Source organism: Streptomyces sp. A01, assembly GCF_059026195.1.
The window spans coordinates 21,927-48,663 of sequence record NZ_JBWLKN010000015.1 but is presented as its reverse complement, the minus strand read 5'-3'; the positions used below and the strand labels follow the sequence as shown (position 1 = coordinate 48,663).

The 26,737-nt window shown below is 71.7% G+C and carries 14 protein-coding genes and 1 tRNA gene; 13 read left to right on the top strand and 2 right to left on the bottom strand.

The genetic code is table 11. The features are described from left to right. Nucleotides 1–27 precede the first annotated feature (27 nt). From AC5P1B_RS21090 to AC5P1B_RS21055, 8 genes are all read left to right on the top strand, one after another. Nucleotides 28–1,740: a DUF7059 domain-containing protein gene (locus tag AC5P1B_RS21090; protein WP_493888999.1), complete on the top strand. Its 1,713-nt coding sequence runs from the start codon at nucleotides 28–30 to the stop codon at nucleotides 1,738–1,740. 375 nt (nucleotides 1,741–2,115) lie between these two features. Beyond that, complete coding sequence (locus tag AC5P1B_RS21085) at nucleotides 2,116–2,313, top strand: hypothetical protein (RefSeq protein WP_493888879.1); 198 nt, start codon at nucleotides 2,116–2,118, stop codon at nucleotides 2,311–2,313. Nucleotides 2,314–2,575: 262 nt separating this feature from the next. Further along, nucleotides 2,576–5,449 carry a type I DNA topoisomerase gene (topA, locus tag AC5P1B_RS21080; RefSeq protein ID WP_493888878.1) on the top strand — a complete coding sequence of 958 codons (2,874 nt, stop codon included), beginning with the start codon at nucleotides 2,576–2,578 and terminating at the stop codon, nucleotides 5,447–5,449. A 791-nt stretch (nucleotides 5,450–6,240) separates the two neighbouring features. Then, nucleotides 6,241–9,993 carry a dTMP kinase gene (gene tmk / locus AC5P1B_RS21075; RefSeq protein ID WP_493888877.1) on the top strand — a complete coding sequence of 1,251 codons (3,753 nt, stop codon included), beginning with the start codon at nucleotides 6,241–6,243 and terminating at the stop codon, nucleotides 9,991–9,993. A 376-nt stretch (nucleotides 9,994–10,369) separates the two neighbouring features. Further along, nucleotides 10,370–11,734: a DNA polymerase III subunit delta' gene (locus AC5P1B_RS21070; RefSeq protein WP_493888876.1), complete on the top strand. Its 1,365-nt coding sequence runs from the start codon at nucleotides 10,370–10,372 to the stop codon at nucleotides 11,732–11,734. A 228-nt stretch (nucleotides 11,735–11,962) separates the two neighbouring features. Beyond that, on the top strand, nucleotides 11,963–13,594 hold the full coding sequence (locus AC5P1B_RS21065) for an alpha/beta hydrolase (RefSeq protein WP_493888875.1): 1,632 nt from the start codon (nucleotides 11,963–11,965) through the stop codon (nucleotides 13,592–13,594). A gap of 97 nt (nucleotides 13,595–13,691) precedes the next feature. Beyond that, a tRNA-Thr gene (locus tag AC5P1B_RS21060) sits at nucleotides 13,692–13,765 on the top strand. Nucleotides 13,766–14,108: 343 nt separating this feature from the next. Next, complete coding sequence (locus tag AC5P1B_RS21055) at nucleotides 14,109–14,702, top strand: GNAT family N-acetyltransferase (protein ID WP_493888874.1); 594 nt, start codon at nucleotides 14,109–14,111, stop codon at nucleotides 14,700–14,702. A 67-nt stretch (nucleotides 14,703–14,769) separates the two neighbouring features. Here AC5P1B_RS21055 and AC5P1B_RS21050 read toward each other — a convergent pair whose 3' ends face one another. Then, nucleotides 14,770–17,652: an ATP-binding SpoIIE family protein phosphatase gene (locus AC5P1B_RS21050; RefSeq protein ID WP_493888873.1), complete on the bottom strand. Its 2,883-nt coding sequence runs from the start codon at nucleotides 17,650–17,652 to the stop codon at nucleotides 14,770–14,772. A 730-nt stretch (nucleotides 17,653–18,382) separates the two neighbouring features. Here AC5P1B_RS21050 and AC5P1B_RS21045 point away from each other — a divergent pair. Continuing rightward, the gene (locus AC5P1B_RS21045; RefSeq protein ID WP_493888872.1) at nucleotides 18,383–20,626 is read left to right on the top strand and encodes an alpha-N-acetylglucosaminidase; all 2,244 of its coding nucleotides are present in this window, start codon (nucleotides 18,383–18,385) and stop codon (nucleotides 20,624–20,626) included. A gap of 27 nt (nucleotides 20,627–20,653) precedes the next feature. Here the strand turns inward: AC5P1B_RS21045 and AC5P1B_RS21040 are convergent, their stop codons facing one another. Then, nucleotides 20,654–21,208 (bottom strand): GNAT family N-acetyltransferase, encoded by a 555-nt coding sequence (locus AC5P1B_RS21040; RefSeq protein ID WP_493888871.1) that lies wholly within the window; start codon nucleotides 21,206–21,208, stop codon nucleotides 20,654–20,656. A gap of 802 nt (nucleotides 21,209–22,010) precedes the next feature. Here AC5P1B_RS21040 and AC5P1B_RS21035 point away from each other — a divergent pair. The 4 genes from AC5P1B_RS21035 to AC5P1B_RS21020 all read left to right on the top strand — a co-directional run bounded on the left by AC5P1B_RS21035 (nucleotide 22,011) and on the right by AC5P1B_RS21020 (nucleotide 26,736). After that, nucleotides 22,011–22,832, top strand: coding sequence for a helix-turn-helix transcriptional regulator (locus tag AC5P1B_RS21035; RefSeq protein WP_493888870.1), 822 nt, complete (start codon nucleotides 22,011–22,013; stop codon nucleotides 22,830–22,832). Between the two features lie 559 nt (nucleotides 22,833–23,391). Continuing rightward, nucleotides 23,392–24,270 carry a recombinase family protein gene (locus AC5P1B_RS21030; protein WP_493888869.1) on the top strand — a complete coding sequence of 293 codons (879 nt, stop codon included), beginning with the start codon at nucleotides 23,392–23,394 and terminating at the stop codon, nucleotides 24,268–24,270. 196 nt (nucleotides 24,271–24,466) lie between these two features. Further along, nucleotides 24,467–25,624 (top strand): beta-ketoacyl-[acyl-carrier-protein] synthase family protein, encoded by a 1,158-nt coding sequence (locus tag AC5P1B_RS21025; RefSeq protein ID WP_493888868.1) that lies wholly within the window; start codon nucleotides 24,467–24,469, stop codon nucleotides 25,622–25,624. Beyond that, nucleotides 25,621–26,736 carry a hypothetical protein gene (locus tag AC5P1B_RS21020; RefSeq protein WP_493888867.1) on the top strand — a complete coding sequence of 372 codons (1,116 nt, stop codon included), beginning with the start codon at nucleotides 25,621–25,623 and terminating at the stop codon, nucleotides 26,734–26,736. Before AC5P1B_RS21025 ends, AC5P1B_RS21020 begins: the two co-directional genes overlap by 4 nt. Nucleotide 26,737: the final 1 nt, after the last annotated feature.

Here is a 26,737-nt window from a genome sequence, read left to right as displayed (position 1 = left end):
GTGGTTGCCCCGACAATGGGGAACGTGATGACGCATCGACTGCCAACCGCCGAGTCCGCGCGCGCCGACCGCCTCCGTGCCGCGCTGCTGGCCGCCGACTTCACCGCCGACGGCCTGCTCGAACTGCTCGGCGCGCCCGCCTACGCCGCCCTCGGCCGCAGCGAGAGCGTCCCCGCCCTGCGCGCGACCCGTGGGGACAGCCCGCTGGAGACGCTGACCCGGCTCTTCCTGTTGCAGCGTCCCGTTTCGTACGAGGCGGCCGCGGCGGCGCTTCCGGTCGACGACTGCCTGGCGGACGGCTGGCTCGTGCCCGGGCCGGACGCGGGCACGGGCGATGACGCGGTGCGGGCGAGCGTGGACGTGCGCCCATACGGGGGCCCCGATGGGCAGGACTGGTGGATCGTCTCCGACCTCGGCTGCGCGGTCGGTGGCGCGGCAGGCATCGCCGGGGGCTCCCCGGTCACCGCGCGAGGCCCCGCCGGGCAGGGGCCGTCCGGGGAAGCGGCGGGCGAACAGGGGGCCGCCGCGCGGGATGCGTACGGGGAGACGGAACGGGATCGGGACGCGGGCCGGGATGGGGATACGGGTCGCGAGTCAGGCGGGCCGGCGGGCGGCGGCGCGGGTCCGGGTGCGGCAGGCGTCGACCGGGCGGAGCTCGTCCTCGGCGTGGGCGGCGCCTCCACCACGCTCGCCGGGATCACCGTCCGCAAGCCCGTCGCCCGGGCGCTCGACCTCGGCACCGGCTCCGGCATCCAGGCGCTGCACGCCGCCCGGCACGCCACCAGCGTCACCGTGACCGACCGCAACCCGCGCGCCCTGCACATCGCGCGGCTCACCCTGGCCCTCTCCGGGGAGGCGGAGCCGGAAACGCGAGAGGGCTCGCTCTTCGAGCCGCTCGGGGACGAGACGTACGACCTGATCGTCTCCAACCCGCCGTTCGTGATCTCCCCGGGCGCCCGGTTCACCTACCGCGACGGCGGTATGGGCGGCGACGATCTGTGCCGGACGCTGGTCGAGCAGGCCGCCGATCACCTCACCGCCGGTGGGTACTGCCAGCTGCTCGCCAACTGGCAGCACGTCGACGGCGAGGACTGGCGCGACCGGCTCGCGTCGTGGGTGCCCCGTGGCTGCGACGCGTGGATCGTGCAGCGCGAGGTGCAGGACATCACGCAGTACGCGGAGCTGTGGCTTCGCGACAGCGGCGACCACCAGGGGGACCCGGTGGCGTACGCGGCCCTTTATGACGCCTGGCTGGACGAGTTCGAGGCGCGTAAGACCAAGTCGGTCGGCTTCGGCTGGATCACTCTGCGTAAGTCCGGTGCGGAAAGTCCGTCCATCACCGTCGAGGAGTGGCCGCACCCCGTGGAGCAGCCGCTCGGTAGCTGCGTGGAGGAGCACTTCGCCCGCCAGGACTTCCTCCGGGCGACGGATGACGCGGGACTGCTCGTCTCCCGCTTCCGGCTGGCGGATGAGGTGCTGCAGGAGCAGGTCGGGCTGCCTGGAGCGGAGGACCCGGAGCATGTGGTGCTCCGGCAGAACCGGGGCATGCGGCGCGCGACGAAGGTGGACACGGTCGGCGCGGGCTTCGCGGGCGCCTGTGACGGATCGCTCAGCGCGGGCCGCATTCTGGACGCGATCGCCCAGCTGCTGGGGGAGGACCCGGTGACGCTGCGCGACCGGACCCCGGAGTCCATCCGCCTGCTGGTGGAGCAGGGTTTCCTGGAGCCGGTCACCGAATGAGCACCGGACCGGGCGCCGACGGCGGGTAGCGAGCGGCTCAGGAGCCACGGGCACCACAGGCACCGCGTGCACCATGCGGCCAGGGATGCGGGGACCAGGGGCCTCGGGCCCGGCGGCAAGTGGCTGGGCGCATGGCGCGGAGGCAGCCGCTTCCGCGCGGCACGGGGTGAGCGCGGTGTGAGATAGCCGCCTCCGTGCGGGTATCGACACCGCGTGGGCGCGTAGTAACCGCATGTGGGGCGCGTGAGAAGCGGACATGCGCCATGCTCGGCTGAAAATGAGCGGGTGGCGCTCGCGATGGCCATGGTGGGTGATGTGTGAGCACGTTCACGTGGCGTTCGCCCAGAAGCTGCCCGTACGTGCCACTCTCCCCTCATGGAGAGTGGGCCCGCTGCCTTCGCTGGTACGGCATTCGCGCTGTTCGGCGTCGCGCTGCTGCTCTGGACGGTGGCCCGGACGCGGCAGCGTCAGCCCGTCCTGCACACGGCCAGCCCGGCCGTCGCCACCGCCGTCTCCGCGCTTCTCGGCACCGCCGCCCTCATCGGCGGAATCTGGTGCCTCAGCACCCTCTGACCGGGCAGTCGACCGGCCGGAGAGCCGGTCCGTGCGGCAGACAGCACGCTTGTCGGGTTACCGTGACAGCGCCTAGGCGGTGCGCGGCAAAAGGAGTGTTTAGGCGACCATCGGCTTACCCTTCGAGTGGCGTTGCGGGCTTTTTCCGTTTGACACCGGGGCGGGAGGTACCGTCACACTCCGCAGCGTCACCGTATTGCCACCGCGAGCACTGTCGGCGTGGTGGTGTTTCACCGAGAGCCGACCGGAGAGAAGAGCGAAGTTGTCCCCGACCAGCGAGACCGCGAAGGGCGGCCGCCGACTCGTCATTGTCGAGTCGCCTGCCAAAGCGAAGACGATCAAGGGCTACCTCGGCCCTGGATACGTGGTCGAGGCCAGCGTCGGGCACATCCGTGACCTGCCGAACGGCGCGGCCGAGGTCCCGGCGAAGTACAAGGGTGAGCCGTGGGCCCGCCTCGGCGTGAACGTCGACGCCGACTTCCAGCCCATCTATGTCGTGAACCACGACAAGAAGGACCAGGTCAAGAAGCTCAAGGAGCTGCTTGCCGAGTCCGACGAACTCTTCCTCGCCACCGATGAGGACCGCGAGGGCGAGGCCATCGCCTGGCACTTGCAGGAAGTCCTCAAGCCCAAGGTGCCGGTCCGGCGGATGGTCTTCCACGAGATCACCAAGGACGCCATCCGGGAAGCCGTCGCCAATCCGCGCGAGCTGAACCAGCGCCTCGTCGACGCCCAGGAGACCCGTCGAATCCTCGACCGTCTCTACGGCTACGAGGTCTCGCCGGTGCTGTGGAAGAAGGTCATGCCTCGGCTGTCCGCCGGGCGCGTGCAGTCGGTGGCCACCCGTCTCGTGGTCGAGCGGGAGCGCGAGCGCATCGCGTTCCGCTCCGCCGAGTACTGGGACCTGGCCGGCACCTTCACCACCGGCCGGAGCGGCGACGCCAGCGACCCGAGCACCCTGTCCGCGCGCCTGGCCTCGGTCGACGGCCGCCGCGTCGCGCAAGGCCGTGACTTCAGCTCCGTAGGACAGCTCAAGGACAGCGCGGCCGTCCTGCACCTCGACGAGGCGCAGGCCCGTGCGCTCGCCGCCGCCCTGGCGGACACCAGCTTCGCGGTGCGGTCGGTCGAGTCCAAGCCGTACCGCCGCTCGCCGTACGCGCCGTTCCGTACGACCACGCTCCAGCAGGAGGCGAGCCGCAAGCTCGGCTTCGGTGCCAAGTCCACGATGCAGGTGGCTCAGAAGCTGTACGAGAACGGCTTCATCACCTATATGCGTACGGACTCCACCACGCTCTCCGGAACGGCGGTGAGTGCCGCCCGTGCGCAGGTCACCCAGCTGTACGGGGCCGACTACCTGCCGGACAAGCCGCGTACCTACGCCGGCAAGGTGAAGAACGCGCAGGAGGCGCACGAGGCGATCCGTCCGTCGGGGGATCGTTTTCGCACGCCCGCCGAGACCGGTCTGACGGGCGACCAGTTCCGGCTGTACGAGCTGATCTGGAAGCGGACGGTCGCTTCCCAGATGAAGGACGCGGTCGGTAACTCCGTGACCGTGCGTATCGGCGGGTTCGCCAGCGACGGCCGGGACGCGGAGTTCACCGCCTCCGGCAAGACGATCACCTTCCACGGCTTCATGAAGGCGTACGTCGAAGGCGCGGACGACCCCAACGCCGAGCTCGACGACCGGGAGCGCCGTCTGCCCCAGGTCAGCGAGGGCGACCCGCTCTCCGCACAGGAGATCTCCGTCGACGGTCACGCGACGAAGCCTCCGGCTCGCTACACCGAGGCGTCCCTGGTCAAGGAGCTGGAAGAGCGCGAGATCGGGCGCCCGTCCACGTACGCCTCGATCATCGGGACCATCCTCGACCGTGGCTATGTGTTCAAGAAGGGCACGGCACTGGTGCCGTCCTTCCTGAGTTTCGCCGTCGTCGGCCTGCTGGAGAAGCACTTCGGCCGCCTCGTCGACTACGACTTCACCGCGAAGATGGAAGACGACCTCGACCGCATCGCGGCGGGTCAGGCCCAGGCTGTGCCGTGGCTGCGCCGCTTCTACTTCGGTGCCCAGAGCGGGTCCCCGGAGGCCGTCGCGAGCGCGGCGGCCGCCAGCGCCGGGACAGGCCCTCAAGGCGACCACCTCGGCGGGCTGAAGGAACTGGTCACCGACCTCAGCGCGATCGACGCCCGCGAGGTGTCCTCGTTCCCCGTCGGCAACGGCATCGTGCTGCGGGTGGGCCGCTACGGCCCGTACGTGGAGCGGGCGTCCGAGGTCGAGGGCGAGCCGGGCCAGCGCACCGACGTCCCCGACGACCTGCCGCCGGACGAGCTGACCGTTGAGTACGCGGAGGAGCTGCTGGCCAAGCCCAGCGGCGACTTCGAGCTGGGCACGGACCCGCACACCGGGCGGCAGATCATCGCCAAGGACGGCCGCTACGGTCCGTACGTCACCGAGGTCCTGCCCGAGGGCACCCCGAAGACCGGCAAGAACGCGGTCAAGCCGCGGACGGCGTCTCTCTTCAAGTCGATGTCGCTGGACACGGTCACGCTGGAGGACGCGCTCAAGCTGATGTCGCTGCCGCGCGTCGTGGGCGTCGACCCGGAGACCGGCACCGAGATCACCGCTCAGAACGGCCGCTATGGCCCGTATCTGAAGAAGGGCACCGACTCGCGCTCGATCGAGTCGGAGGACCAGCTCTTCACGATCACGCTGGAGGAGGCGCAGGCGATCTACGCGCAGCCCAAGCAGCGTGGCCGGGCCGCGGCCAAGCCGCCGCTGAAGGAGCTGGGCACGGACCCCGTCAGCGAGAAGCCGGTCGTCGTCAAGGACGGGCGGTTCGGTCCGTACGTCACCGATGGCGAGACCAACGCGACGCTGCGGCGCGACGACGAGGTCGAGACGATCACGCCGGAGCGCGGTTACGAGCTGCTGGCGGAGAAGCGCGCCAAGGGCCCGGTCAAGAAGAAGGCCCCGGCGAAGAAGGCCCCGGCGAAGAAGGCAGCCGCAACGAAGACGACGGCGGCGAAGAAGACGGCCGCGAAGAAGACAACGGCCGCGAGCGCGAAGAAGACGGCCGCCAAGAAGACGACGGCGTCGTCCAAGGCGGCCTCGGCGACCGCGACGGCGGAGCCGGGGGAGTAACGGGACCCGGGGAGTAACGGAGTCCCGGACGCGGGCCCGGAGGCGGGACGCGGCTGGGGTGACGGGCTGCCGGGAGCTCCCGGCAGCTCCGGTTGTCCCGGCAGTCGGGAAATCCGGTAGGCCGGTGCATCCCCGGTGCGTCGGTAGGCCGGTGCATCGGTAGGTCAGTGTGTCGGTAGGTCGGGGTCGGTTTTCGGTGATCAACGATTCTCTGGTCACCGACTCACCGACTCACCTGGCTCACGTGCCTCACTCGGCTCAGCGACCGTGCTCCAGGCGCCCATCGGCACCCGGACAGCCACCACCCGTGCTCCCCGTGCGGTTTCCGGTGCTCCCGAGGCAGCACCGGCCGCCCACCAGTGATCGGCGTTCCGCGCCGCAGCCCGGCCCCAGCGCCCGGCCCCCGAAGCAACGAGACTTCGGTGCCGGGCGCTGGGCCGGGCTTTCGCGTCGCATCCGGTCGGCCCGATTGTCTTCGGTCGCATCCGGTCGCATCCGGTCGCATCCGGTGCGTTCGGTCGTATCCGCTTGCGGACGCGGAGAGAGGCGGCCGGGCTCGTGGTGATCTTTGGCTGGATTCAGCCCTCGGCTCGCTGCGGCCGAGGTCCCGCACGATCGCGCGGCCGCCCTTTCCACCTGCTCCTGCCCGGTCTCATCAACGGGTCGCCAAGCCTCGGTTCGCCCCGCTCCGTCCGGCTTGTCCTCGTGCTGGACCCGTGTCTGCGGGCGCTCCGCGGTCGTATGTTCGGGCGGAGGCACGGGGATTCGTGTGATCCCGATAGGCTGGCAGGATGACGCGAACCGAGCAGCCAACGGTCGTCACCCCCACAACCGGCGCTCTCGCTGCGGATTCCCGCGAGCGCGCCGTACGGGCGTTGCTCCGCTTCCCGCCGCTCAGGCGGCTGTGGAGCGCCCAGCTCGTCGGAGGTATCGGTGACGCCCTCGCCGCCCTGGTCCTGCTGGCACTGTCGTTCCAGGCAGCGGTCGAGGCAGGCTCCTTCGGCGGTGGATACCGAGGTGTGGCGTTCGCGATCGCTGCGGTCTTCGGGGCCCGGCTGCTGGCGACGCTGCTGTTCGGCGCCGTGCTGCTCGGCCCGCTCGCCGCGCTGATCGGCCCGTCGGGACCACTGGACCGGCGCTGGACCATGATCGGGGCGGACGGTGTGCGCCTCGCGCTGCTCGTCATCGCGCCGCTGTGGATCGACTGGATGCCCGACGACGCCATCGCCTCACTGCTCGTCACCGCGTTCGTCCTCGGCGTCGCCGAACGGTTCTGGACGGTGGCCAAGGACGGGGCGGCGCCCGCGTTGCTTCCGGCACCGCCGCTGGAGGGCGCCGCCATACGGCCGCTGCCCGACCATCTCGACGCGCTCCGCCGGCTGTCCCTGCGTACGACCGCGGTGACGCTGCCGATCGCCGCCGCGGGAATGATCGCCGTCACCCTGGTCAGCAACCTGCTGGGCTCCGGCATCGACTGGTTCCACACACACCAGCCCGCTCTGGGTTCGTATGTGGCGGCTGGGCTGTTCGCGGCGTCCGTGTCCGTCCTCTACTTCGTAGAGCTCCCCAGCGCGGAGGCCACGCGTACGCGCTCCCCGCTGGAGGGACTGCGCCGCCCCAAGGTCCCCGCGGGCGGGGCTGCGGCGACCGTGCCGGCCAAGGGCGGGCCGCGCGCCAGCGTGCCCGACAAGGGCCGGACAGGCGCCATCCCGCTGCTCGTTCTCGCGTGCGCGGCCGTCGCCGGCGCCATAGCGGCGACGTTCGGCGTCGCCGCCCTGCAGGCCGCCGACCTGGGTGGTGGGCCGGTCGGCTTCTCGCTGTTCGTGCTGGCGCTCAGCAGCGGCCCCGTCATCGGCGTCCGCTGCGCGCCCCGGTTGCTGCCCGCCCTGTCACGCCGCCGCCTGCTCGCCCTGTCCATCGCGGTCACCGGCCTCGGGCTGCTCGCCACCGGCCTTGTGCCGGACCCGACGACGGTGCTGCTGCTCGTGCTGCTGGCCGGTACGGCTGCCGGTGTCGCCGCGAACATCGGCCACACCCTCCTCGATCAGGAGACCGAGGAGCCCCGGCAGGCCCGTACGACCGAGCACCTGCACGCTGTCGTCCGCGTCTCCCTCGCCCTCGGCGCCGTCGGCGCGCCGCTGGTGGCCGCCGCGATCGGGCCGCACCGGCTGGAGAACGGCGACTTCGTCTTCGCACACGGCGGCGCCGCGTTCACCCTGATGCTCGTGGGCGCGCTGCTGCTGCCGGTGGCCGCACTCGTGCTCGGCAAAACCGACGACCGGCAGGGCGTACCGCTGCGCCGCGACCTGCGCGACGCGCTGCGCGGCGGCGAGCCCGCCCAGGCCCCGGCCGCGAGCGGTTTCTTCATCGCCCTGGAGGGCGGCGACGGCGCGGGCAAGTCCACCCAGGTGGAGGCGCTCGCGGCGTGGATTCGCAGCAAGGGCCACGAGGTGGTGGTGACCCGGGAGCCGGGTGCGACCGCCATCGGCAAGCGGCTGCGGTCGATCCTGCTCGACGTGTCGAGCGCGGGCCTTTCGCACCGCGCGGAGGCCCTGCTGTACGCGGCGGACCGCGCCGAACACGTCGACTCGGTCCTACGGCCCGCCCTGGACCGCGGCGCCGTCGTCATCTCCGACCGCTACATCGACTCGTCCGTCGCCTACCAGGGCGCAGGACGCGACCTGTCGCCGACGGAGATCGCCCGCATCTCGCGCTGGGCGACGGATGGACTCGTACCGCATCTGACGGTGCTGCTCGACGTGTCCCCCGAGACCGCGCGGGAGCGTTTCACGGAGGCCCCGGACCGGCTGGAGTCGGAGCCCTCGGAGTTCCACCAGCGGGTACGGGCCGGATTCCTCACCCTCGCCGCCGCCGACCCGGCGCGCTACCTCGTGGTCGACGCGGGCCAGGAGCCCGAGGCGGTGACCACCGTCGTACGGCACCGCCTCGACCAGATGCTTCCGTTGTCGGAAGCGGAGATCAAGGCACGCGAAGAGGCCCGGAAGGCGGCGGAGGAAGAGGCCAGGCGCAAGGCGGAGGAAGAAGCCGCCCGCAAGGCCGAGGAAGAGCGGATCGAGCGCGAACGCCAGGCTCAGCTGGCCAAGCTGCGCGCCGAGGAAGAAGAGCGCAAGCGGCGCGAACTCGAAGAGGCCAAGCGCCTTGAGGCCGCCCGCCAGGCGGAGGAGGCCCGGCTGCGGGCCGAGGAGGCGCGCCGCCTCGCCGAGGAGGAGCGTCAGCGCCGCGAGGCCGAGGAGCGAGCCCGGGCGGCTGAGGAAGAGCGCATCCGCCGCCAGGCCGAGGAAGAGGCCCGGTTGCGGGCCGAGGCCGAGGAGCGGCGGCTGGAGAAGCAGCGCAAGGCGGAGGAGGCGCTGCTCCGCGCCGAGGAGGCCCGGCTGGCGGCGGACGCGGCGGCGGCAGGCGCCGCGGCGGCGGAGGCCGAGCGGGCGGAGCAGGCGGAGCGGGCCGAGCAGGCGGAGCGGGCCGAGCAGGCCGCGCGGGCTGAGCAGGCCGCGCGGGAGGCTGCGGCTGGTCGTGCGGAGGGCACTGCGGGGCATGGCGAGGGCGCCGTTCCGACGCGCGACCCGGCCGACGAGGCCCCGACCGTGGAGACGCCGACGGTCACGACCACGGCCAAGCCCGCGGCGTCGGCCAAGCCCGCGGCGTCGGCCAAGACCGCCACTCCTCGGAGGCCCGCACCGGCCGACGAGGCGGATACGGCGGACGCGGCGAACGCAGCGGCCACGAGGCACGCGGCGGACACGACGGAGACGGTTCAGACGCCCCGGGTGGACCCGCGCGTCCCCCGGGGAGGCGGAACGGCGTCCTCCGACGAGACGGCAGTGCTCCCGCGCGTACGCCAGGACAGCCCGTCGGCGCCGCAGGACCCGGAGGACCCGGAAGAGACCGCGGTCCTGCCGCAGTCACCGCCGCCGACGCCTCCCGCGCCGCCCGCCCCACCCGTCCCGCCTGCCCCGCCCGCGTCCGCGGCGCCTTCGGGCGGTGCGATGGACGAGACGGCCGTGCTGCCCTCTGTGCAGCCCGGGGGAAACCGGCCACCGGCCGAGCGCCCCGGCGATCCGGCGGACCGTGTTCCGCCGTGGCTGTTCCGGCCGGAGGATGACGAGGAGCGGCAGGCCGCTCCTGAGTCGCCCAACGAACGTACGCGTGAGCTTCCGCAGTACGACCCGTCCCAGCCGCACGACCCGTCCCAGCCCCCGCCCACGGGGCAGGCGCAGGGCTACGGGGAGGGGCATGGCGGTGGCGCGGGCCAGGCGGAAGCGTCGCGCCGCGACCGTAAGCGGCGGCGCCCCGAGTGGGCTGAGGAGACACCGCTGGACGATCTCCCCACGCTCGCGGACGAACTGCTCGGCCCGCACGAGACCGACCTGGGCCACCAAGGTGGCCAAGGTGGCCAAGGCGACCACGGCCGGCACAGCCAGCACGATCACCACGGTGGCTATGGCTCGCACGGTGACCCCGGCGGACGCGGCGGCGACTACGACGGACGCGGCGGGCACGACGGCCGGGGCGGCCAGGGCCGCTGAGGCGGCCAGCGGATCGCCAGGTCGGGGAGGTTTCCCGTGGGCGTCTCGTGGGCGTCTCGTGGGTGTCTGGTGGGCGTCTCGTGGCTGCTGTCGAGACCCGGACCGTCGGCTTGTCCCGATTGTCAGAGCCGTGCCGCACAATGATGCGGTGTGGGGATGTGCCGCCGTAGCCGGGACACGGACGCGGATGCCCAGCTGGCGGATGCCCCGTACACGGCGGACTCCATGGGGATGTGGCGCGGCTCGCGGCGGTCCGCGTCACGAAGCGCAAGCACGGCACGGCAGCAGCAGGACGCGACGGGACGGGACGAGCGGCAGAACCGGGCGGACCGGACGGGACCGGGCGAGACAGACAGGGAAGGCGCGGAGGCACAGCATGGCGGTGTGGGACGACCTGGTCGGTCAGGACCGGGTGGCGGAGCAGCTGGCGGCTGCGGCGCGCGACGCGGACACCCTGGTCACCGCCGCGTCTCAGCGGACCTCGCGGGGTGCTGGCGCACGAGCGTCCACCGCCGCTCCTTCGGCCGTTGCCCCAGCCGATGCCGCAGTCGGCGCTCCGGCCGACGTCCCGGCAGCGGCCGAGGCTGAGGCGGGGACCGGCGCCGGGGCCGGGACCGAGGCCAGGAGGTGGGGCGCTCGCCGGACGGCGGGCTCGAAGATGACCCACGCCTGGCTGTTCACCGGGCCGCCTGGTTCCGGGCGTTCCACGGCGGCTCGTGCCTTCGCCTCAGCGTTGCAGTGCGTCAGTCCGGACCGGGCGCTGGGTGGCATTCCCGGTTGCGGTTTCTGCGACGGGTGCCATACGTCTCTCGTCGGCACGCACGCCGATGTCGAAGTGGTGCGTACGGACGGACTCAGCATCGGCGTGAAGGAGACCCGGGACCTGGTGCGCCGCGCGCAGCTGTCCCCGGCGGGCGGCCGCTGGCAGGTGCTCGTTCTGGAGAACGCCGACCGGCTGACCGAGGGCGCGGGCAACGTCCTGCTGAAGGCCATCGAGGAGCCCGCGCCCCGCACGGTGTGGTTGCTGTGCGCGCCATCCTTGGAAGACGTCCTGCCGACGATCCGTTCCCGCTGCCGCCACCTCATCCTCCGCACTCCGCCGGTGGACGCCGTGGCCGACGTTCTCGTACGACGCGACGGCATCGACCCCGCGACCGCCGCCTCCGTCGCCCGAGCCACGCAGGGGCACATCGGCCGGGCCCGCCGGCTCGCCACCGACGACCGCGCACGCGCCCGGCGTGCCGCGGTGCTGGCGCTGCCGATGCGGGTGGACGATATCGGTGGCTGCCTCAAGGCCGCGCAGGAACTGGTGGACGCCGCGACTGAGGACGCGAAGCAGCTGGCGGACGAGGTCGACGGCAAAGAGACCGAGGAGATGCGCGCGGCGCTGGGCGCGTCGGGCACGGGCAGCAGGCTGCCGCGCGGCACGGCCGGAGCCATGAAGGACCTCCAGGACCGCCAGAAACGCCGCTCGACCCGTACCCAGCGCGACACCCTCGACCTGGCGCTCACCGACCTGACAGGCTTCTACCGCGATGTCCTGGCCTTGCAGTTCGGTTCCCAGGTGGCCATAGCCAACGTCGAGCAGCGAGAGGCGCTGGAGCGCGTCGCGGCGAACTCCAGACCCGAGGGGACCTTGCGGCGCATAGAGGCGATCTCCGCCTGCCGCACGGCACTGGACCGCAACGTGGCCCCGTTGCTGGCCGTGGAAGCGATGACCATGGCTTTGCGAGCGGGCTGACGGCCACCTGCCCGCTCCCCACCCTCTGCCCGCACGCGCCAGCCACGCACCGGGCACGCGCGCCGGGCCCTCCCCGAGCCCTCCCCGAGGTCGCACCGGGCGCTCCCCGGGCGCTCACCCAAACGAGGTTGACGACTGGCGTTGACCCGTGTAGCTGCCGGTACCCTCCGGGTTCCGACGTGCGGGACCGACGCGTCGGACTGACGCGTTCAACTGAGGGGTCGACAGATGGACCTGCCCACCAGCCGCCTGCTCCGGGCCTCGGGCGCCGTGGTCGTGGCTGCCGTGCTCCTGATCTCCGGCTGTTCAGCGAGCCACCCCTTCTCCACCACGGGAGCCTCAGCGGAATCACAGCGGTCAAACACCGGCACGGCGAACGCCCCCGCTGCCGCACACGACGGCGTGGACAGGAGAGCCAGGCCCCTGCACCCCTCGCCGAAGGCCATCCCGGCCGAGCTGGAGCGCTACTACGGGCAGACATTGCGCTGGCACGGCTGCGGGCCGAAGGGCTTCGAGTGCGCCACCATGCTGGCGCCCCTCGACTACGCGAAGCCGACCGCCAGCGAGGACCTGAAGCTCACCGTCTCCCGTAAGAAGGCCACCGACAACACCAGGCGACTGGGCTCACTCCTGGTGAACCCTGGTGGCCCGGGCGGCTCCGCGGTCGGATACCTGCAGACGTACGCGGGCGTCGGCTACCCGTCCCTCGTGCGGGCGCGGTACGACATGGTGGCGGTCGACCCCCGCGGAGTGGCCCGCAGCGAGCCGGTGTCCTGCCTGTCAGGGCGCGAGATGGACGCCCATGTCCAGACGGATCAGACCCCGGACAGTCAGGCTGAGGTGGACCTGCTCGTGAGCTCGCACAGGAAGCTCGCGCGCGGCTGTGAGCGACGTTCCGGGAAGCTGCTCGGGCACGTGTCGACCGTCGAGGCGGCGCGCGACATGGACGTACTGCGGGCGGCGCTCGGTGACGAGAAGCTGTCGTTCGTCGGGGCGTCGTACGGAACGTTCCTGGGCGCTACGTACGCGGGGCTGTTTCCGAGCCGCGCGGGCCGCCTGGTGCTCGACGGCGCCATGGACCCGTCGATGGGCGCCGAGCGCATGAGCCTCGACCAGACCGGCGGCTTCGAGACCGCGTTCACCGCGTTCGCGAAGGACTGCGTGCGGCGCCAGACCTGCCCCCTCGGCACCGGGGGCCCGGCCCGGGCCGCCGACAACCTGCGCGACCTGTTCCGCCGCATCGACGCCAAGCCCCTGCGCACCAAGGAACGGCGCGCGCTGACCGAATCGCTCGCCACCACGGCAGTGATCTCCGCGATGTACGACGAGAGCGCGTGGTCCATCCTCCGCTCGGCGCTCGCGGCCGCCGTCGACGGTGACGGTACGGAGCTGCTCGAGCTCGCCGACGCGTACTACGAGCGCGGTGACGACGGGAAATACAGCAACCTGATGGCGGCGAACCAGGCCGTGAACTGCCTCGACCTGCCCCCCGCCTTCCACGACGCGGCCGACGTACGGCGCTCCCTCCCCACCTTCAGGAAGGCGTCCCCCCTCTTCGGCGACGGCCTGGCGTGGGCGGCCCTGAACTGCGGAAGCTGGCCCGTCCCGGCCACGGGCGAGCCCCACCGCATCGAAGCCGAGGGCGCGGGCCCGATCCTCGTCGTAGGCACCACCCGCGACCCGGCCACCCCGTACGCCTGGTCCCAGTCCCTCGCCCGCCAGCTGTCCTCGGGCCGCCTCCTCACCTACGAGGGCGACGGCCACACGGCGTACGGTCGAGGCAGCGACTGCGTGGACCGTGCGATCAACACCTACCTCCTCAAAGGCAAGCCCCCCGCCCCCGCCAAGAAGTGCTCCTGACCTGCACAGAAGCCCCCACCACGGCCTCGTACGGAGCACCCCCGGAAACTGTGTAGACTTGGCCCCGCTGTCGCCGCCGGTCTGGCAAGCGCAGCCTGCCGCCTTAGCTCAGTTGGCCAGAGCAACGCACTCGTAATGCGTAGGTCTCGGGTTCGAATCCCGAAGGCGGCTCGGTAGAAGCCTCAGGACTCACTCGCCGTGACCTGGGGCTTTTGCTTTTTGGGCTGCACGGCGGCCGCCGAAGGATTCCCGGTTCGTTCTGCCGCGTCCGCTGGGTGTACACGGGGAGTGCATAAGTGCGGAGCTTGTGCGGCGGGGGCGCGTGCCGGGGCGTCGGGCGGCAGCAGCCCCTTCTGGCACATCAGGCGCAGGGGAGTCGTCGGGGGCGGCTCTGATGACAGCCCGGTCGGCGTGCGCGGCAGTGTGTTCGCGGAGGTCGAATAAGCCTTGGACGGCCGGGGTCGGTGCCGGACAGGATGGCGGTTGGTCACGCCCCCTTGAGAGAGGCCCCACTGTGCAGGTCTTCCTGGAGACGGATCGGCTGGTGCTGCGTCGGTTCACCGAGGCCGATGTGGACGACTTGGTGGAGCTGGACAGTGATCCCCAGGTCATGCGTTTCCTCACCGGCGAGCCCACGCCGCGCGCTGAGATCGAGGACGAGGTCCTTCCCAAGATCCTGGCTGACTACCGGCGCAGCCGGGCGGGCCGGTGGGCCGCCGTTGAACGATCCACCGGTGAGTTCGTGGGCTGGCTCGCTCTCCAGCCGCCGGAGGACGGCAGCGTCGAGGAAGTGGAACTCGGTTACCGCCTGAAGGCATCGGTATGGGGCCGGGGACACGCCACCGAGGGGTCACGCGCGCTGATCCGCGAGGCGTTCACCGAGCTCGGTGTGCGGCGGGTATGGGCCCAGACCATGGCGGTCAACACGGCCTCCCGCCGAGTGATGGAGAAGGCCGGCCTGACCTATGTGCGGACCTTCCATGTGCACTTCGACGACCCGCTCCCGGGCACCGAGCACGGCGAAGTCGAGTACGAGCTGGTCCAGCGCGGACGGCCGTCAGCGCGTTCTGAAGCGGAAAACGGGAACTGGCACCGGCTGATCGGCTGATCGATCGGCGGCACCGTCCGGCATGATCACGGCGGGCTCGTCATGGGGAGGTGCGTGTCGGTCGGCGTCAGTCCGGCAGTGGCTGTTCCGTCCAGATGGTTTTGCCGCGCTGGGTGTAGCGGCTGCCCCAGCGGCTGGTGAGTTGCGCCACCAGGTAGAGGCCGCGGCCGCCTTCGTCGGTGGCGCGGGCCCGGCGCATGCGGGGCTGGGTGCCGCTGGGGTCGGAGACCTCGCAGATCAGGGTGCCCGCCTGGATGAGTCTGACTTCGACGGGGCCGCCCGCGTAGCGGATGGCGTTCGTGACCAGTTCGCTGACCACCAGTTCCGTGGTGAAGGCCAGTTCGTCCAGGCCCCAGTCGGCGAGCTGGTGCGCCACCAGGTCGCGGGCCCGGGAGACGCCCGAGGGGTCGGTGCCCAGGACCCAGGAGGCGGTGTCCTTGGTGGGGATGACGCGCGTACGGGCCAGCAGCAGGGTGACGTCGTCCGGCATGCGGCGAGGGGTCAGTCCGTCCACGATCTCGCGCGGCAGGTCGGTCAGCGGGCGGTTGAGGGTGTCGGCTTCCAGGAGGCGGTCGCGGAGTTCGGTCATGCCGGCCCCGATGTCGCCTCCTCCTTCCACCAGGCCATCGGTGTACAGCGCCAGGACGCTGCCCTCCGGGAGGTCGATGTCCGTCAGCTCGAACGGCAGGCTGCTCACGCCCAGCGGCGGGCCGGGGGCGACACGGACGTACTCGGCGGTGCCATCGGCCCTGATCAGCACGGGCGGCGGGTGACCGGCACTGGCCATCACGCAGTGGCGTGTGACCGGGTTGTACGTGACGTACAGACAGGACGCGCCGATCGACTCGCGCGTGTTCTGCGTCCCGCCCTCCTCACCCGCACCAGGCCGGTTGCTGTCGGCTTCCACGGTGAGCTGGAGCACCAGGTCGTCGAGGTGGGTCAGCAGCTCCTGAGGGTCGACGTCGAGATCGGCGAGGGTCCGTACGGCCGTGCGCAGCCGCCCCATGGTCGCCGTGGCCTGGAGCCCGTGGCCGACGACATCGCCCACGACGAAGGCGACCCGCGCCGATGACAGCGGGATGACGTCGAACCAGTCGCCGCCCACGCCGCGCGTGACGTCCGTGGGCAGATAGACGCTGGCGGTTTCCGCGGCGACGACGTCCGCGACCGAGGGGGGCAGCAGGCTGCGCTGGAGGCCGACCGCCGCGCGGCGTTCGCGCGTGTAGCAGCGCGCGTTGTCCACGGCCAGTCCGGCGCGGGCGGCGACTTCCTCAAGCAACGACAGGTCGCCCTTGTCGAACGGGGCGCGCTTCCCCGTACGCCACAGAGTGACCCGGCCCAGCAGGATGCCGCGCGCGTGCAGCGGTGCGCTGATGACCGAGTGCGCGCCCGGGACCGCCCGCGCCCACCCCAGCGCCTCCTCGGCTTCGGACGCGTGGGATGTGTCCCGTGCGTTCGGTGTGCTGGTGGGCGGGGACTTGGGGGTGGGGGGTGCGGAGTGGAGGCTGGCGATGATGCTGCCTCGCTGCGGGCTGGCGCGGTCGAGGGGGCGATCGTCGGGGTACGCGGTGGCGTCGGGCGGGTTGGTGGGCCAGTCGGGTGCGTTGGCCGCGGGGTCGAACCAGTCGGGCTCGGCGGACCGGTCAGCGCCAGTGGGGTGGTCGGGGCGCTCCGCGGTGTCGGGCGAGCGCGCCCATCCGGCGGGCTCTCGTTGTCCGGCCGCTTTGCCGAAGGGCATCGGGCCGGTCGGGAGCGGTTGGTCGTGCGTGCCTGCCACGGCCATCCGGCGCAGCTCGAAGAAGTGCTGCCCGTCGTGGGCGGGCACCTCGCCGATGAGCACCGGCTCGGCCAGGTCGACGGCCCCGATGTCCGCCATCGTGGGGACGAGTACGCCCGCCAGGTCGTCGCTGGCCCGGCCGATGGAGAGCGACTGCCCGAGGACGGCCGTGGCCCGGTGCAGCAGGTCGAGCCGTTCCCGGGCGCGATGGTGTTCGGTGATGTCGCTGAAGAACACGGCGACTCCCATGAGGCGGCCGTTGTGCGGGGCTTGCAGGCGGTATGCCGAGATCGACATGTACCGCCCGCCCCTGGGGTCGTCCAGGGTCCGCACCCACAGCTCCAGGCCCAGCTGCGGTTCGCCGGTGCGCAGCGCCTCCGCCAGCCGCTCCTCGATCACCTGGGCGTCCTCTGCCTCAAGGAAGTCCCCTAGCCGGACGCCGCTCAGCTCGGCCGGGATGCCGGTGTAGGAGAGGATGTGCATGTTGCTGCGCAGCAGACGCAGGTCCGGGTCGAAGAGGACGAGCCCGACGCGGTCCTGGAAGAAGAGTTCGTACGCGAACGCGATGTCCTGGCTCCACCGGTCGATGGCGGTGGATGGGCAGCTGAGCAGCAGATAGTGGGGCGAGCGTGGATCGTGCCGCCGGTCGTCGTCCAGCGGCTGGACCCGGAACGCCACCTCCAGCTCGTGGCCGTCCTGGTGGCGGAGCACGGCCCGCCCCTCCCACGAGGTCTGTGCGGAAAGCCAGCTCAGTGAGCCGGGCGTTTTCGCCGGGCCTTGTGTGTCCCGTGAACCTCGTGTTTCCTGTGGTCCTCGTGTTTCCTGTGGTCCTTGTGAGCTGCCAGGTGGGTCGGCGTCGTTCTTCTTTGTGTCCTCCGGTCCGCCGGCCGGTGCTGGCGCTGGATGGTCCGCGGCCGCTGGGCTTCCTGTGCCGGTCGATGGCCGTAGCGTGCCGCTCGCCCGCTGGGCGAGTACCTGTTCCCAGTTGGCGGGGTCGGCCAGCAGCTCGCGGGCCGATCGGCCGCAGATGTCCTCCGCTCGGAGACCCGTCAGCGACTCCGCTTCCGCCGTCCAGGCCAGCACGTGCCCCCGGGCGTCCAGGATCACCCCAGCGGGCTCGCCGAGCGGGGAGCCCATGTCCTCGTTGATGGTTCCGCCGTCTTCGCCTCGCATACGAACCCATCCCGTCCGGTGCCCCGCTCGCGTTCGCCACCGTCTCCTGCCCGGCCGGGGCCCGATCCAAGCCGCCCGTGCCCGCCCGGCGGGCGTGTCGGCCCCGGCCGGGCGCCGGGGGCCCGGCGCGCGGGAAGGGGCGATCGGCGGGCGCCGGTCACGGCACCGCCGGCGTGCCGGGTGCGGCGGCGGGTCATCGTCGTGGCCGCGACCGTGCCGTGGCCGTGGTTGTGGTCGTCGTCGTGGGTGTCGTGGGTGTCGTGGGTATGGGCTGGCCGTGCCCGTCCACGCTATGCGCAACGCCGTGACGCGGCACTCGGAGAGGGGCTGTCCGGATGGGTGGGGGAGGGGGCCGCGCCGGTCAGCCGCAGCCCCCGGTCGGCTGAGGGGCGGCTGCCCCCAGCTCCCGGCCCCGCTCTCTGTGGCGGGGGCCTGCCGGTGGGAACGACGGCTTGGTCCACGTCGTGAGGTCCGCTTCCAGGCGGCCGGAAAGCGGCCGGTACGGGCCGCCGCGAGGCCGATGGCCGGGTTGTACGCCTGACATGCGGTGACCGTTTCCGCCGTATGGTGGGCGCGGATCGCGGACTTCGGTTGCTCCATGCGAGTCAAGCGTGGGGCCCGGTCCGGCGGCGCGGCCATCGATTTTGTGCGGCCGCCACCTCTAACGGACCTGTCCTGCCTGTCTGACCAGCCCGTTACGAACGCCTGACTACCGGACATAGCACCCCTCGTGAGAAGTGTTCACTCCTGGGCTGCCCTCGGTGGGACCAGCGCCCTCGCCGCTCTCGGTGTGCTGGCCACCCTGCTGGCGGCCCCCGCCCCTGCCTCGGCCACGTCAGCCAGCTCCTCCTCGGTGGTCCGGTCGGCGGGCCGGGCCGCCTTCACGCCTCAGCCGGCCAAGGCGGCGCTGGCCAGGCTGCTGCCACGCCATGCCCGGCAGTTCACCCTGGAACCGGTGGCGAGGCCCGCTTCGGGGGACTACTTCACCATCTCCGGTACCGCAGGACGCATCCGTGTCAGGGGCACCAGCCCTGCCGTCCTGCTCAGCGGCGCCAACTGGTATCTGAAGCACATGGCCAAGGTGGACCTCAACTGGCCGGGCACGAGCACTTCCAAGCTCCCGGCCACGCTGCCCGCACCCAAGCGCGCCACCAAGCGGTCCGCTTCCGTGCGACACCGGTTCGCCCTCAACGACACCGACGACGGTTACTCCGGGCCCTACCGGAACTGGGCGTCGTTCGAGAAGCAGATCGACATGCTCGCGCTGCACGGCGTCAATGAGGTCTCCGTCCAGATGGGCGCGGACGCCGCGTACTACGAGACGTTCCGGCAGTTCGGCTACGGCAAGGACGAACTCGCGGCGTGGATTCCCGGCGCCGCGCACCAGCCCTGGTGGCTGATGCAGAACATGTCCTCGTTCGGCGGACCGGTCACCGAGCGGCTGATCAAGCGGCGCGCCGCGCTCGGCCGCAAGATCACCGACCGGCTGCGCGAGCTGGGCATGACCTCGGTGCTCCCCGGCTACTACGGCACGGTTCCCCCGGAGTTCGTCGCCAGGAACCCGGGGGCACGGGTCATCCCGCAGGGCAGATGGGCCGGTTTCCCCCGGCCGGACTGGCTCGACCCGCGCAACAGGATGTTCGGCAAGGTCGCCGAGGAGTTCTACCACCAGCAGCGCAAGCTGGTCGGCACGTCGTCCCGGTACAAGATGGATCTGCTGCACGAGGGCGGCAGCGCGGGGGACGTACCCGTCGGGGACGCGGCCAAGGCCGTGATGAAGGCGCTGCAGGCCGCCCGCCCAGGGGCTACGTGGGTGCTGCTCGGCTGGCAGAAGAACCCTTCCCCCGAGATCATCACAGCGGTGGACAAGAGGAAGCTGTTCATCGTGGACGGGCTGTCCGACCGCTACAACGGCCTGGACCGCGAGGCCACCTGGCGCGGCACGCCGTACGCGTTCGGCACCATCCCCAATTTCGGCGGGCACACCAGCATGGGCGCCAATACCGCCGTCTGGGCCACCCGGTTCGACCAGTGGCGGCGCAAGCCGGGCAGCGCGCTGAAGGGCATCGCCTACATGCCGGAAGGCACCGGTGGCAATCCCGCCGCGTACGAGCTGTTCACCGAGCTGGCCTGGCGCGCCGGACCCGTCAACCACTGGGCCTGGTTCGCCGGCTACGCGGCCCGGCGCTACGGCAAGGCCGACCCGCACGCCGCCAAGGCGTGGGAGCTGCTGCGGACGGGCCCGTACAGCATGTCCGCCGGGAGATGGAGCGAGCCGCAGGACAGCCTGTTCACCGCGCGCCCCAGCCTCACCGCCACCTCGGCCGCGAGTTTCAGCCCGCGCGGAATGCGCTACGACGCCAGGACTGTCCAGCGGGCGCTCGGCGAGCTCCTCAGGGTCGCTCCGAGGCTGCGGCGCAGCGACGCCTACCGGTTCGACCTGGTGGATGTGGCACGGCAGGCGCTGACCAACCGCAGCCGTACGCTGCTGCCGCGGCTCAACGCCGCGTACAAGAACAAGGACCTGGCACGGTTCCGCGAGCTGTCGGCCACGTGGAGGCGCGATCTGCGGCGGCTGGACCGGTTGCTCAGCACCGACAGCCGGTTCCTGCTCGGGCCCTGGCTGAAGTCCGCCAGATCGTGGGGTACGAGCGCTGCCGAGCGGGCGGCCTACGAGTTCGACGCCCGCTCCCTCCTCACCACCTGGGGCCACCGCGACAGCAGCGAGACCGGGAGGCTGCACGACTACGCCAACCGGGAGTGGGCCGGTCTGGTCTCCCGCTTCTACGCGAAGCGCTGGGGCAGGTACCTCAGCAGTCTGCAGCGGGCGCTGAAGTCGGGAAAGACGCCCACCGCCATCGACTGGTTCGCCGTCGAGAACGCGTGGAACAAGCGGCGTGACGCCTACGCCACGCGCCCGCACGGCGATCCCGTCGTGGAGGCCCGCCGGGTGCGGGACGCGCTGCGGCGCTGAGGTTCGCCGCGACCGCGACGGTGGTCCTCACGGTTTCAGCCGCTTGCTCCAGGCCGTACGGGACGTGTCGGCCGGGTCGGTGGGGGAGGGGAGCAGCTCGCCCGTCATGGTCCAGCCCCATGCCTCGAACGCCTTCGCCGCCGGGAGGTTCGCCGCGTCCAGGACGACGGTGGCGAGTGGTCCTGTGGCGCGCGCGAGGAGTTGTTCGAGGAGGCGGGTCGCGATGTGGTCGCGGCGGCGGCTGGGCAGCACCATCGTTTCCGTGACCGTGAAGACCGGACTGGAGAAGGTGAGCTCGTCGATGTCCGGCGGGATGCCGTCGCGGAAGCCATGGCGCCATGCGCGGGCGCGGTCGGCCGGGAAGCCGTAGGCGCAGCCGACGAGGGTGGGCGCACTGGCGATCATCATGTCGAAGCCCGGTTCGCCGACGTGGTCGGCGAACCGGCTGAGAAAGTCCTGGCGGTCTTGCCGGCCACCCTCGCCGGGCCCGTCCCGGTACGACATGACGTAGAGGTCGGCGATGGCCTCGCGCTGCTGCTCGGCCTGCCACCTGGTCAGCCGTCGTAGGAACACCTCTGTCACGCATTCCTCCCCACCCGTGTCACGCGTTTGTGGGCCTTAGTCGTACCAGGCCGCCATCCGGGCTGCCGCGGAACTGTCGGCAATGCCGCAGATGAGCTACGTGAAGACCAATATCGTGACAGCGCCTTCGCGTGGGGGAAACACCCGGAGCGGGTCGGCAGTGGAACCATGAGGGCGGGCGCCGTGAGCGGGGTCCGCGTAAGGCGGTTTTCCGCCGAGTAGTCGGCGGCCGGAAGACGGGGCGCCGGGAGCGCGATGCGGACCGGAGTGCGGGGCGGCCGGGGTTGTTGAGCACCCAGTGACGCGTGGTGGACGGGGACACGGAACGGGCGGCGGGGATACGGGACCGTCCGGGCCCGCCTGGCGGCGGCGCGGGCGAGGGCCATGGTCACGCGTGGTGGGCGGGGCCCCGTCGGTGGTAGAGCCCCGCTGCCTCGCCCGGGTCGAAACGGAAGGCGGTCTCCGGTGTTCCGCCGAGTGGCCCATATTTCGGCACGGACAATGGCCCAATGGTTGCCGCCCACTTCTCAACGGGCCGGTAGGGGGATCAGCACGGTCGGCTAGTGGGGCTCCGGAGGTGGCCATTCACGCCGGTCAAGTTGAATGTTGCAGGAGATTGGTTATGTTGACGTGACAAATATTCACCAGGTAAGTTGACGGCCTATTGTGTGGCGGCCACGGGGGCATCGCGACATTGCGGTTGTGATGGCAAGTATTGATTATTAATTTACCCTGGGGCCCACCTGTAGCCGAGTGCTGTCGCTCAGTGGGTGAGTGTTCACAGCTGTTCAACGGGGTGAATATGTCGAGTTCTGGCGCCATCGCTGCGGTCCCTGACCCACCCGGCCGACGATCGCTGCACGAGGTACCGACGGCGAACACCGGCATTGCCGAGGACGTCGAGGACGCTTTGCGGCACATGCGGTCGCTCATCGAGGGCGTCGTCACGCGCCACCAGGTCAGGACTCTTGACCAGTCGCTGCTGGTGACGACCGAGGACAGTGACACCGCCGTCCACGCGCTGGACCGGCTGCTCGGCCAGGCCAAGCACACCGTCTCCGTCCTCGTTCCGACGAACCCGTCGGCGCTCGCGGTGCTGAGGCGGGCGCTTGAGGGGCTGGCCGGCCGGTGGAGCAGCGCGGTGCGGGTACGGCTGATCTGCTCTCCCGATGTGGCCACGCGGCACGGGCTCGGCGCGCTCCAGCGGTCGGCGCCTGACGGCGGCGGGGTGCAGGTCAGACTGACGAGCGAGAAGCAGCGTGGCGTCGTGATCATCGACAGCCAGGTCGCGCTGGTGCGGTCCGATCCCGACGCGGGGGACAGCCAGGCGTCGATGGTCAGGGCGCCCGTGGTCGTCAAGACGCTCCAGGGCATGTTTATGGGCAACTGGCGCCGGGCCATCCCGCTTACCGATTACCAGCAGATCGGCGAGAGCCTGCGGGACGGCCCGGTAGCCGAGATACTGCGCTTTCTGTATGACGGATACACCGATGAGGCCGCAGCGCGTGAATTGGCGGTATCGGTCCGCACGTACAGGCGCCGTGTGGCGGAGATCATGCGGGCGCTCGGTGCTACTTCGCGTTTCCAGGCGGGAGTTTTCGCGCTGCGGATGGGGCTGCTTTAACCCCGCTTCCCCGCGGTGTCCGAGGGTTGGAGGCAAGGACCGCTCCAGCCCTCTGGTCTACGCCCATTGTTCTCTGTGGAACGGATTGCCCCTCACTTGTGGGGCAGGTTGTGCCAGCGTTATGGGGCAGCCTGTATCGTTCGTGAAAAGGTTACTCGCGGGTTTTTGCGGTGCGTCCTGCTCCATAGAGGGAGCCCTTAGACAACAAGGTGCCACCGCTTATCGACGCGTAAGCGCAACCGTCTTTCCGGAATGGCATGTTGTGGACTCCAGATTGTGTTGCCCTCGGTAACCGACCTAGCTTGAAGTCACCTCGGTGGTCGATAGCCGACGGGCTCAGACCCCTCTGGGGCTGCTCACCGGGGTCGCACAGCGAGCTGCCGAATCCGCCCGAACCTGCCGCGATGACGCGGCCTGCGATGGGGCGGTACCGAACCGAGTCGCGCCCGGCGGGGGCGCTGATGCGTCGTTCGGTCCGTACGGCACACATGATCGACGGGGGATTTTCATGCATATGTCGTCGCCAACCCATGACCGAAAACCACCGCAGCGCCCCACCGTGGGCGCCGTCGCAGGCCGTGCCGACACGCGGTACAAGGCGGGCCAGCAGGCCGGACAGCAGAGCGGTCGGCAGCCGGGGCATCATAAGACGCGCATCTGGGGGCGGCCGCCGTACGGTTACCGCGCGGTCGCGGGTCCTGAGGGGACGGGGCTGCGGCTGGTCCCCGACGAGGCGACCGCCCCTGTCGTACGGCGGATCTTCAACGAGTACCTGGCCGACCGCGGACTCCAGCTCATCGCCGAGGGCCTGACGGCGGATGAGGTGCCGAGCCCCGGCTCGCACGGCCCGCGCACCGGTCACGGCACGGCCGCCTGGTCCAAGAGCGCGGTGCGGGCGATCCTCGTGAACCCTCGCTATGCCGGTCAGCCGTCGGCGAACGGCTGCGACAACGGGGCAGCCGTGTGTGGGCCAGTGCTGCCTACCGAGGTCTTCGAGCAGGTCAGGGGGCGTTTCGACGCCCGCAGGGCAAAACCGGAGCACACGGCGGGCCCGGCGGCGGACCGCCAGTACGCCCTGCGGGGCATGGTCCGCTGCGCCCGCTGCAACCGGCTGATGCAGGGCACCTGGAACAACGCGGAGCCGTACTACCGGTGCCGCTTCCCGGCGGAGTACGCCACCGCCAACCAGATCGAGCACCCGCGCAATGTCTATCTGCGCGAGCAGACGGTCATCGGGCCGCTCACCTCCTGGCTGCGGTCGGCGGCCGCCCCGTACTGGCGGCTGCCGAACCTGCGGGGAGTGGCGGGGCGGTCGCAACTGGACGCCTTCCGCGCGATGGAGCTGCGCATGGTCTACGACGACAGTGAGCGGCTGCTGCGGGTGAAGGCCGCCGCGGGCCCCTCGGGGACCGTGCTGCGCGGCGACCTGCCGCTGTGAGCGGACGCGGCGGCGCGCCGGCCGGTGAGCGGGCGGGGCATGAGGGCGGTCCGGGCGGCGGGCGTGCAGGCGGTCCTGGCGACTGGCGTGAGCACGAGCCGGCCGCCCGGCAGGGAGGCGTCCAGGTGAGGCCGGGTGAGTCCGAGTGCGTCCGGATGAGGGGAACAGTGGTGGACGGACGGCGGGGGACGGACGGATGAGCCAGGTGGTGATCACCGGCCTTGGGGCCGTGAGTTGCCTGGGTGACACGGTGGAGCGGTTGTGGGGCGGGCTGCTGCGCGCCGAGCAGCGTCCCGTACCGGCGCCCGCCGACTGCGGGCTCGCGGCGTCGCCGAACGTCTACCACGTCGCGCACGCCGAGCGGCTGGAGACCGACGCGGACGGGCGTTTCCCCGGCCGGGCCAGCCGCATGGCGTGCACCGCCGTGGGGGAGGCCGTCGCCGACGCGGGGCTGACACCGGAGGTGCTGGCCGAAGCGGGCCTGACCGTCGGGACCACGCTGGGCGACATCGACCTGGCCGAGGAGGGCCGGGCGGATGAGCGCGACCGGACCGACCGGGTCTACCGGGTGTCGGCCGCCGTGGCCGGGACGTACGGCCTCGGCGGCCCCAACCAGAGCCTGAGCACGGCGTGTTCCGCCGGGGTCTACGCGGTGAGCTGGGCGGCCGAGCTGATCACCAGCGGGCAGGCCGACGTCGTCATCGCCTGCGGCACGGACGGCTACTCGCGGGTGGCGCTCGCCTCTCTCGACCGGTTCGGGCTGCTCGACAAGGAGCTGTGCAGGCCCTTCGACGCCGACCGCCAGGGCATGGTGACCGGTGACGGCGCCGCCGCCGTGGTGCTGGAGTCGGCGGAGCACGCACAGCGGCGCGGCGCGACCGCGTACGCGGCGCTGGAGAGCGTCGGGTGGAGCTGCGACGGCTACCACCCCACCGCTCCCGAGCCCGGCGGCGAGCAGCTGAGCCGCGCGGTGGGCGCCGCGCTCGCGGGGGCGGGCGGGCTTCCCGGCGCCGCCGTCCTGCACCGTGCGGGCATCGCCGTGAACGACGTGGCGGAGAGCGAGGTCATCGCGGCCGCGCTGGGGGACGCGGTGGGCGAGGTACCCGCGTACGGCATCAAGGCCGTCATCGGGCATACGGCGGGCGCCGCCGGGGTGTTCGGCTGTGTGGCCGCCGCGCTGATCCTGCGCCACCGGACCGTGCCGCCCAACGCGCACGTCACGACGCTCGACCCCGACTGCCCACTGACCGTGCCCGTGGCCGGTCCTGCCCCGCTGACCCGGCCACGTGTGCTGGTCAGCGCTACCGGCTTCGGTGGAAACAACGCCGCGCTCGTGCTGGGAGCCGCCTCGTGAACGTCTTCATCACCGGCCTGGGGCTGGTGGCCCCGGGGGTGCGCTCGCCGGACGACCTCTACGCCGACGCCTCAGCCGCCGCCGACACCGACGCCTCAGCCGCCGACACCGACACCGAGGCCGGGGCCGGGGCCGGGGCCGGGGCCGGGCAGGCCGGGGGAGCCGGTGACTGGTTCGACCCGGTGCCCTTCCTCGGCAAGCGGGGCTGGAAGTACTTCACCCCCGCGACCCGCTACCTGCTGGCGGCGGCCAACGAGGCCCTGGGCACACGGCACGGCGACGCGCCCGCCGACGGCCATGACGCCGACCGGGTCGCGGTCACCACCGGCACGCACCACGGCATCAGCGCGCTGCACCACCGGCTCGACCGGATCGCCCGCGAGGAGGGCCCGAGCGGACTCAGCCCGGCCGAACTCCCCGGCTTCTCGGTCAACATGCCCGCCAGCCAGCTCGCGATCTCGCTGCGCTGCCGCGCCTTCTCGGTGACCCTGACCAACCCGGTGGTCGCCGGTCTCGAGGCCGTGCTGTTCGCGGCGTCCGGGCTCGGCGCGGGCCGGGCCGACCGGGTGCTGGCCACGGCGACCGAGGAAGCACCGGTGGGCGGCGGCACGCTCGGCGGCGCCGCCGCCCTGGTACTGGACGCGCGCGCCGACGCGCCGCTGGGGACCATCGCCGGTGGCGTCTCCCGGTTCGTGCCCGTCGCCGCCGACGGCGGCTGGCAGCCGTCGGCGCTGGCGTCGGCGGCGCGGCGGGTCGCACGGATGGTGGCGGGCGGGGAAGCGGGGACCGGCGCCGAAGCCGGCGTTCCTGGTGCGGTGTTGCGGTACGCGTTCTGCGGCCCGGCCTCGGCGGCCCCCGCCGACGAGGCGTTGCGTAAGGCACTCGCCGCCGACGGCAGGCAGGTCGATCAGGTGTCCGTGGTCGGGTCCGACGCCCGCTTCGGCACGGTGTCGGGGCTTCTGGGACTCGGCGCGATGCTGCGCGAGCCGGGTCCGTGGCTGGTGGTCGGCGCGTCGGCTGACGGCCACCTCACGGCGGTGCTCGGAAATACCGTGGATTCCGCATTTCCCAACACCCATGCGAAACAGGGTTTTGGCGAAGCTCTCGCGTAGC

What these genes read in the sequence shown, in the direction of transcription:
- AC5P1B_RS21090 (WP_493888999.1), top strand. Translation starts at nt 28, where the DNA reads ATGACGCATCGACTGCCAACCGCCGAGTCCGCGCGCGCCGACCGCCTC.
- AC5P1B_RS21050 (WP_493888873.1), bottom strand. Translation starts at nt 17,652, where the DNA reads ATGCGAGGCGAAGACGGCGGAACCATCAACGAGGACATGGGCTCCCCG.
- AC5P1B_RS21065 (WP_493888875.1), top strand. Translation starts at nt 11,963, where the DNA reads ATGGACCTGCCCACCAGCCGCCTGCTCCGGGCCTCGGGCGCCGTGGTC.
- AC5P1B_RS21085 (WP_493888879.1), top strand. Translation starts at nt 2,116, where the DNA reads ATGGAGAGTGGGCCCGCTGCCTTCGCTGGTACGGCATTCGCGCTGTTC.
- AC5P1B_RS21025 (WP_493888868.1), top strand. Translation starts at nt 24,467, where the DNA reads ATGAGCCAGGTGGTGATCACCGGCCTTGGGGCCGTGAGTTGCCTGGGT.
- tmk (WP_493888877.1), top strand. Translation starts at nt 6,241, where the DNA reads ATGACGCGAACCGAGCAGCCAACGGTCGTCACCCCCACAACCGGCGCT.
- AC5P1B_RS21035 (WP_493888870.1), top strand. Translation starts at nt 22,011, where the DNA reads ATGTCGAGTTCTGGCGCCATCGCTGCGGTCCCTGACCCACCCGGCCGA.
- AC5P1B_RS21070 (WP_493888876.1), top strand. Translation starts at nt 10,370, where the DNA reads ATGGCGGTGTGGGACGACCTGGTCGGTCAGGACCGGGTGGCGGAGCAG.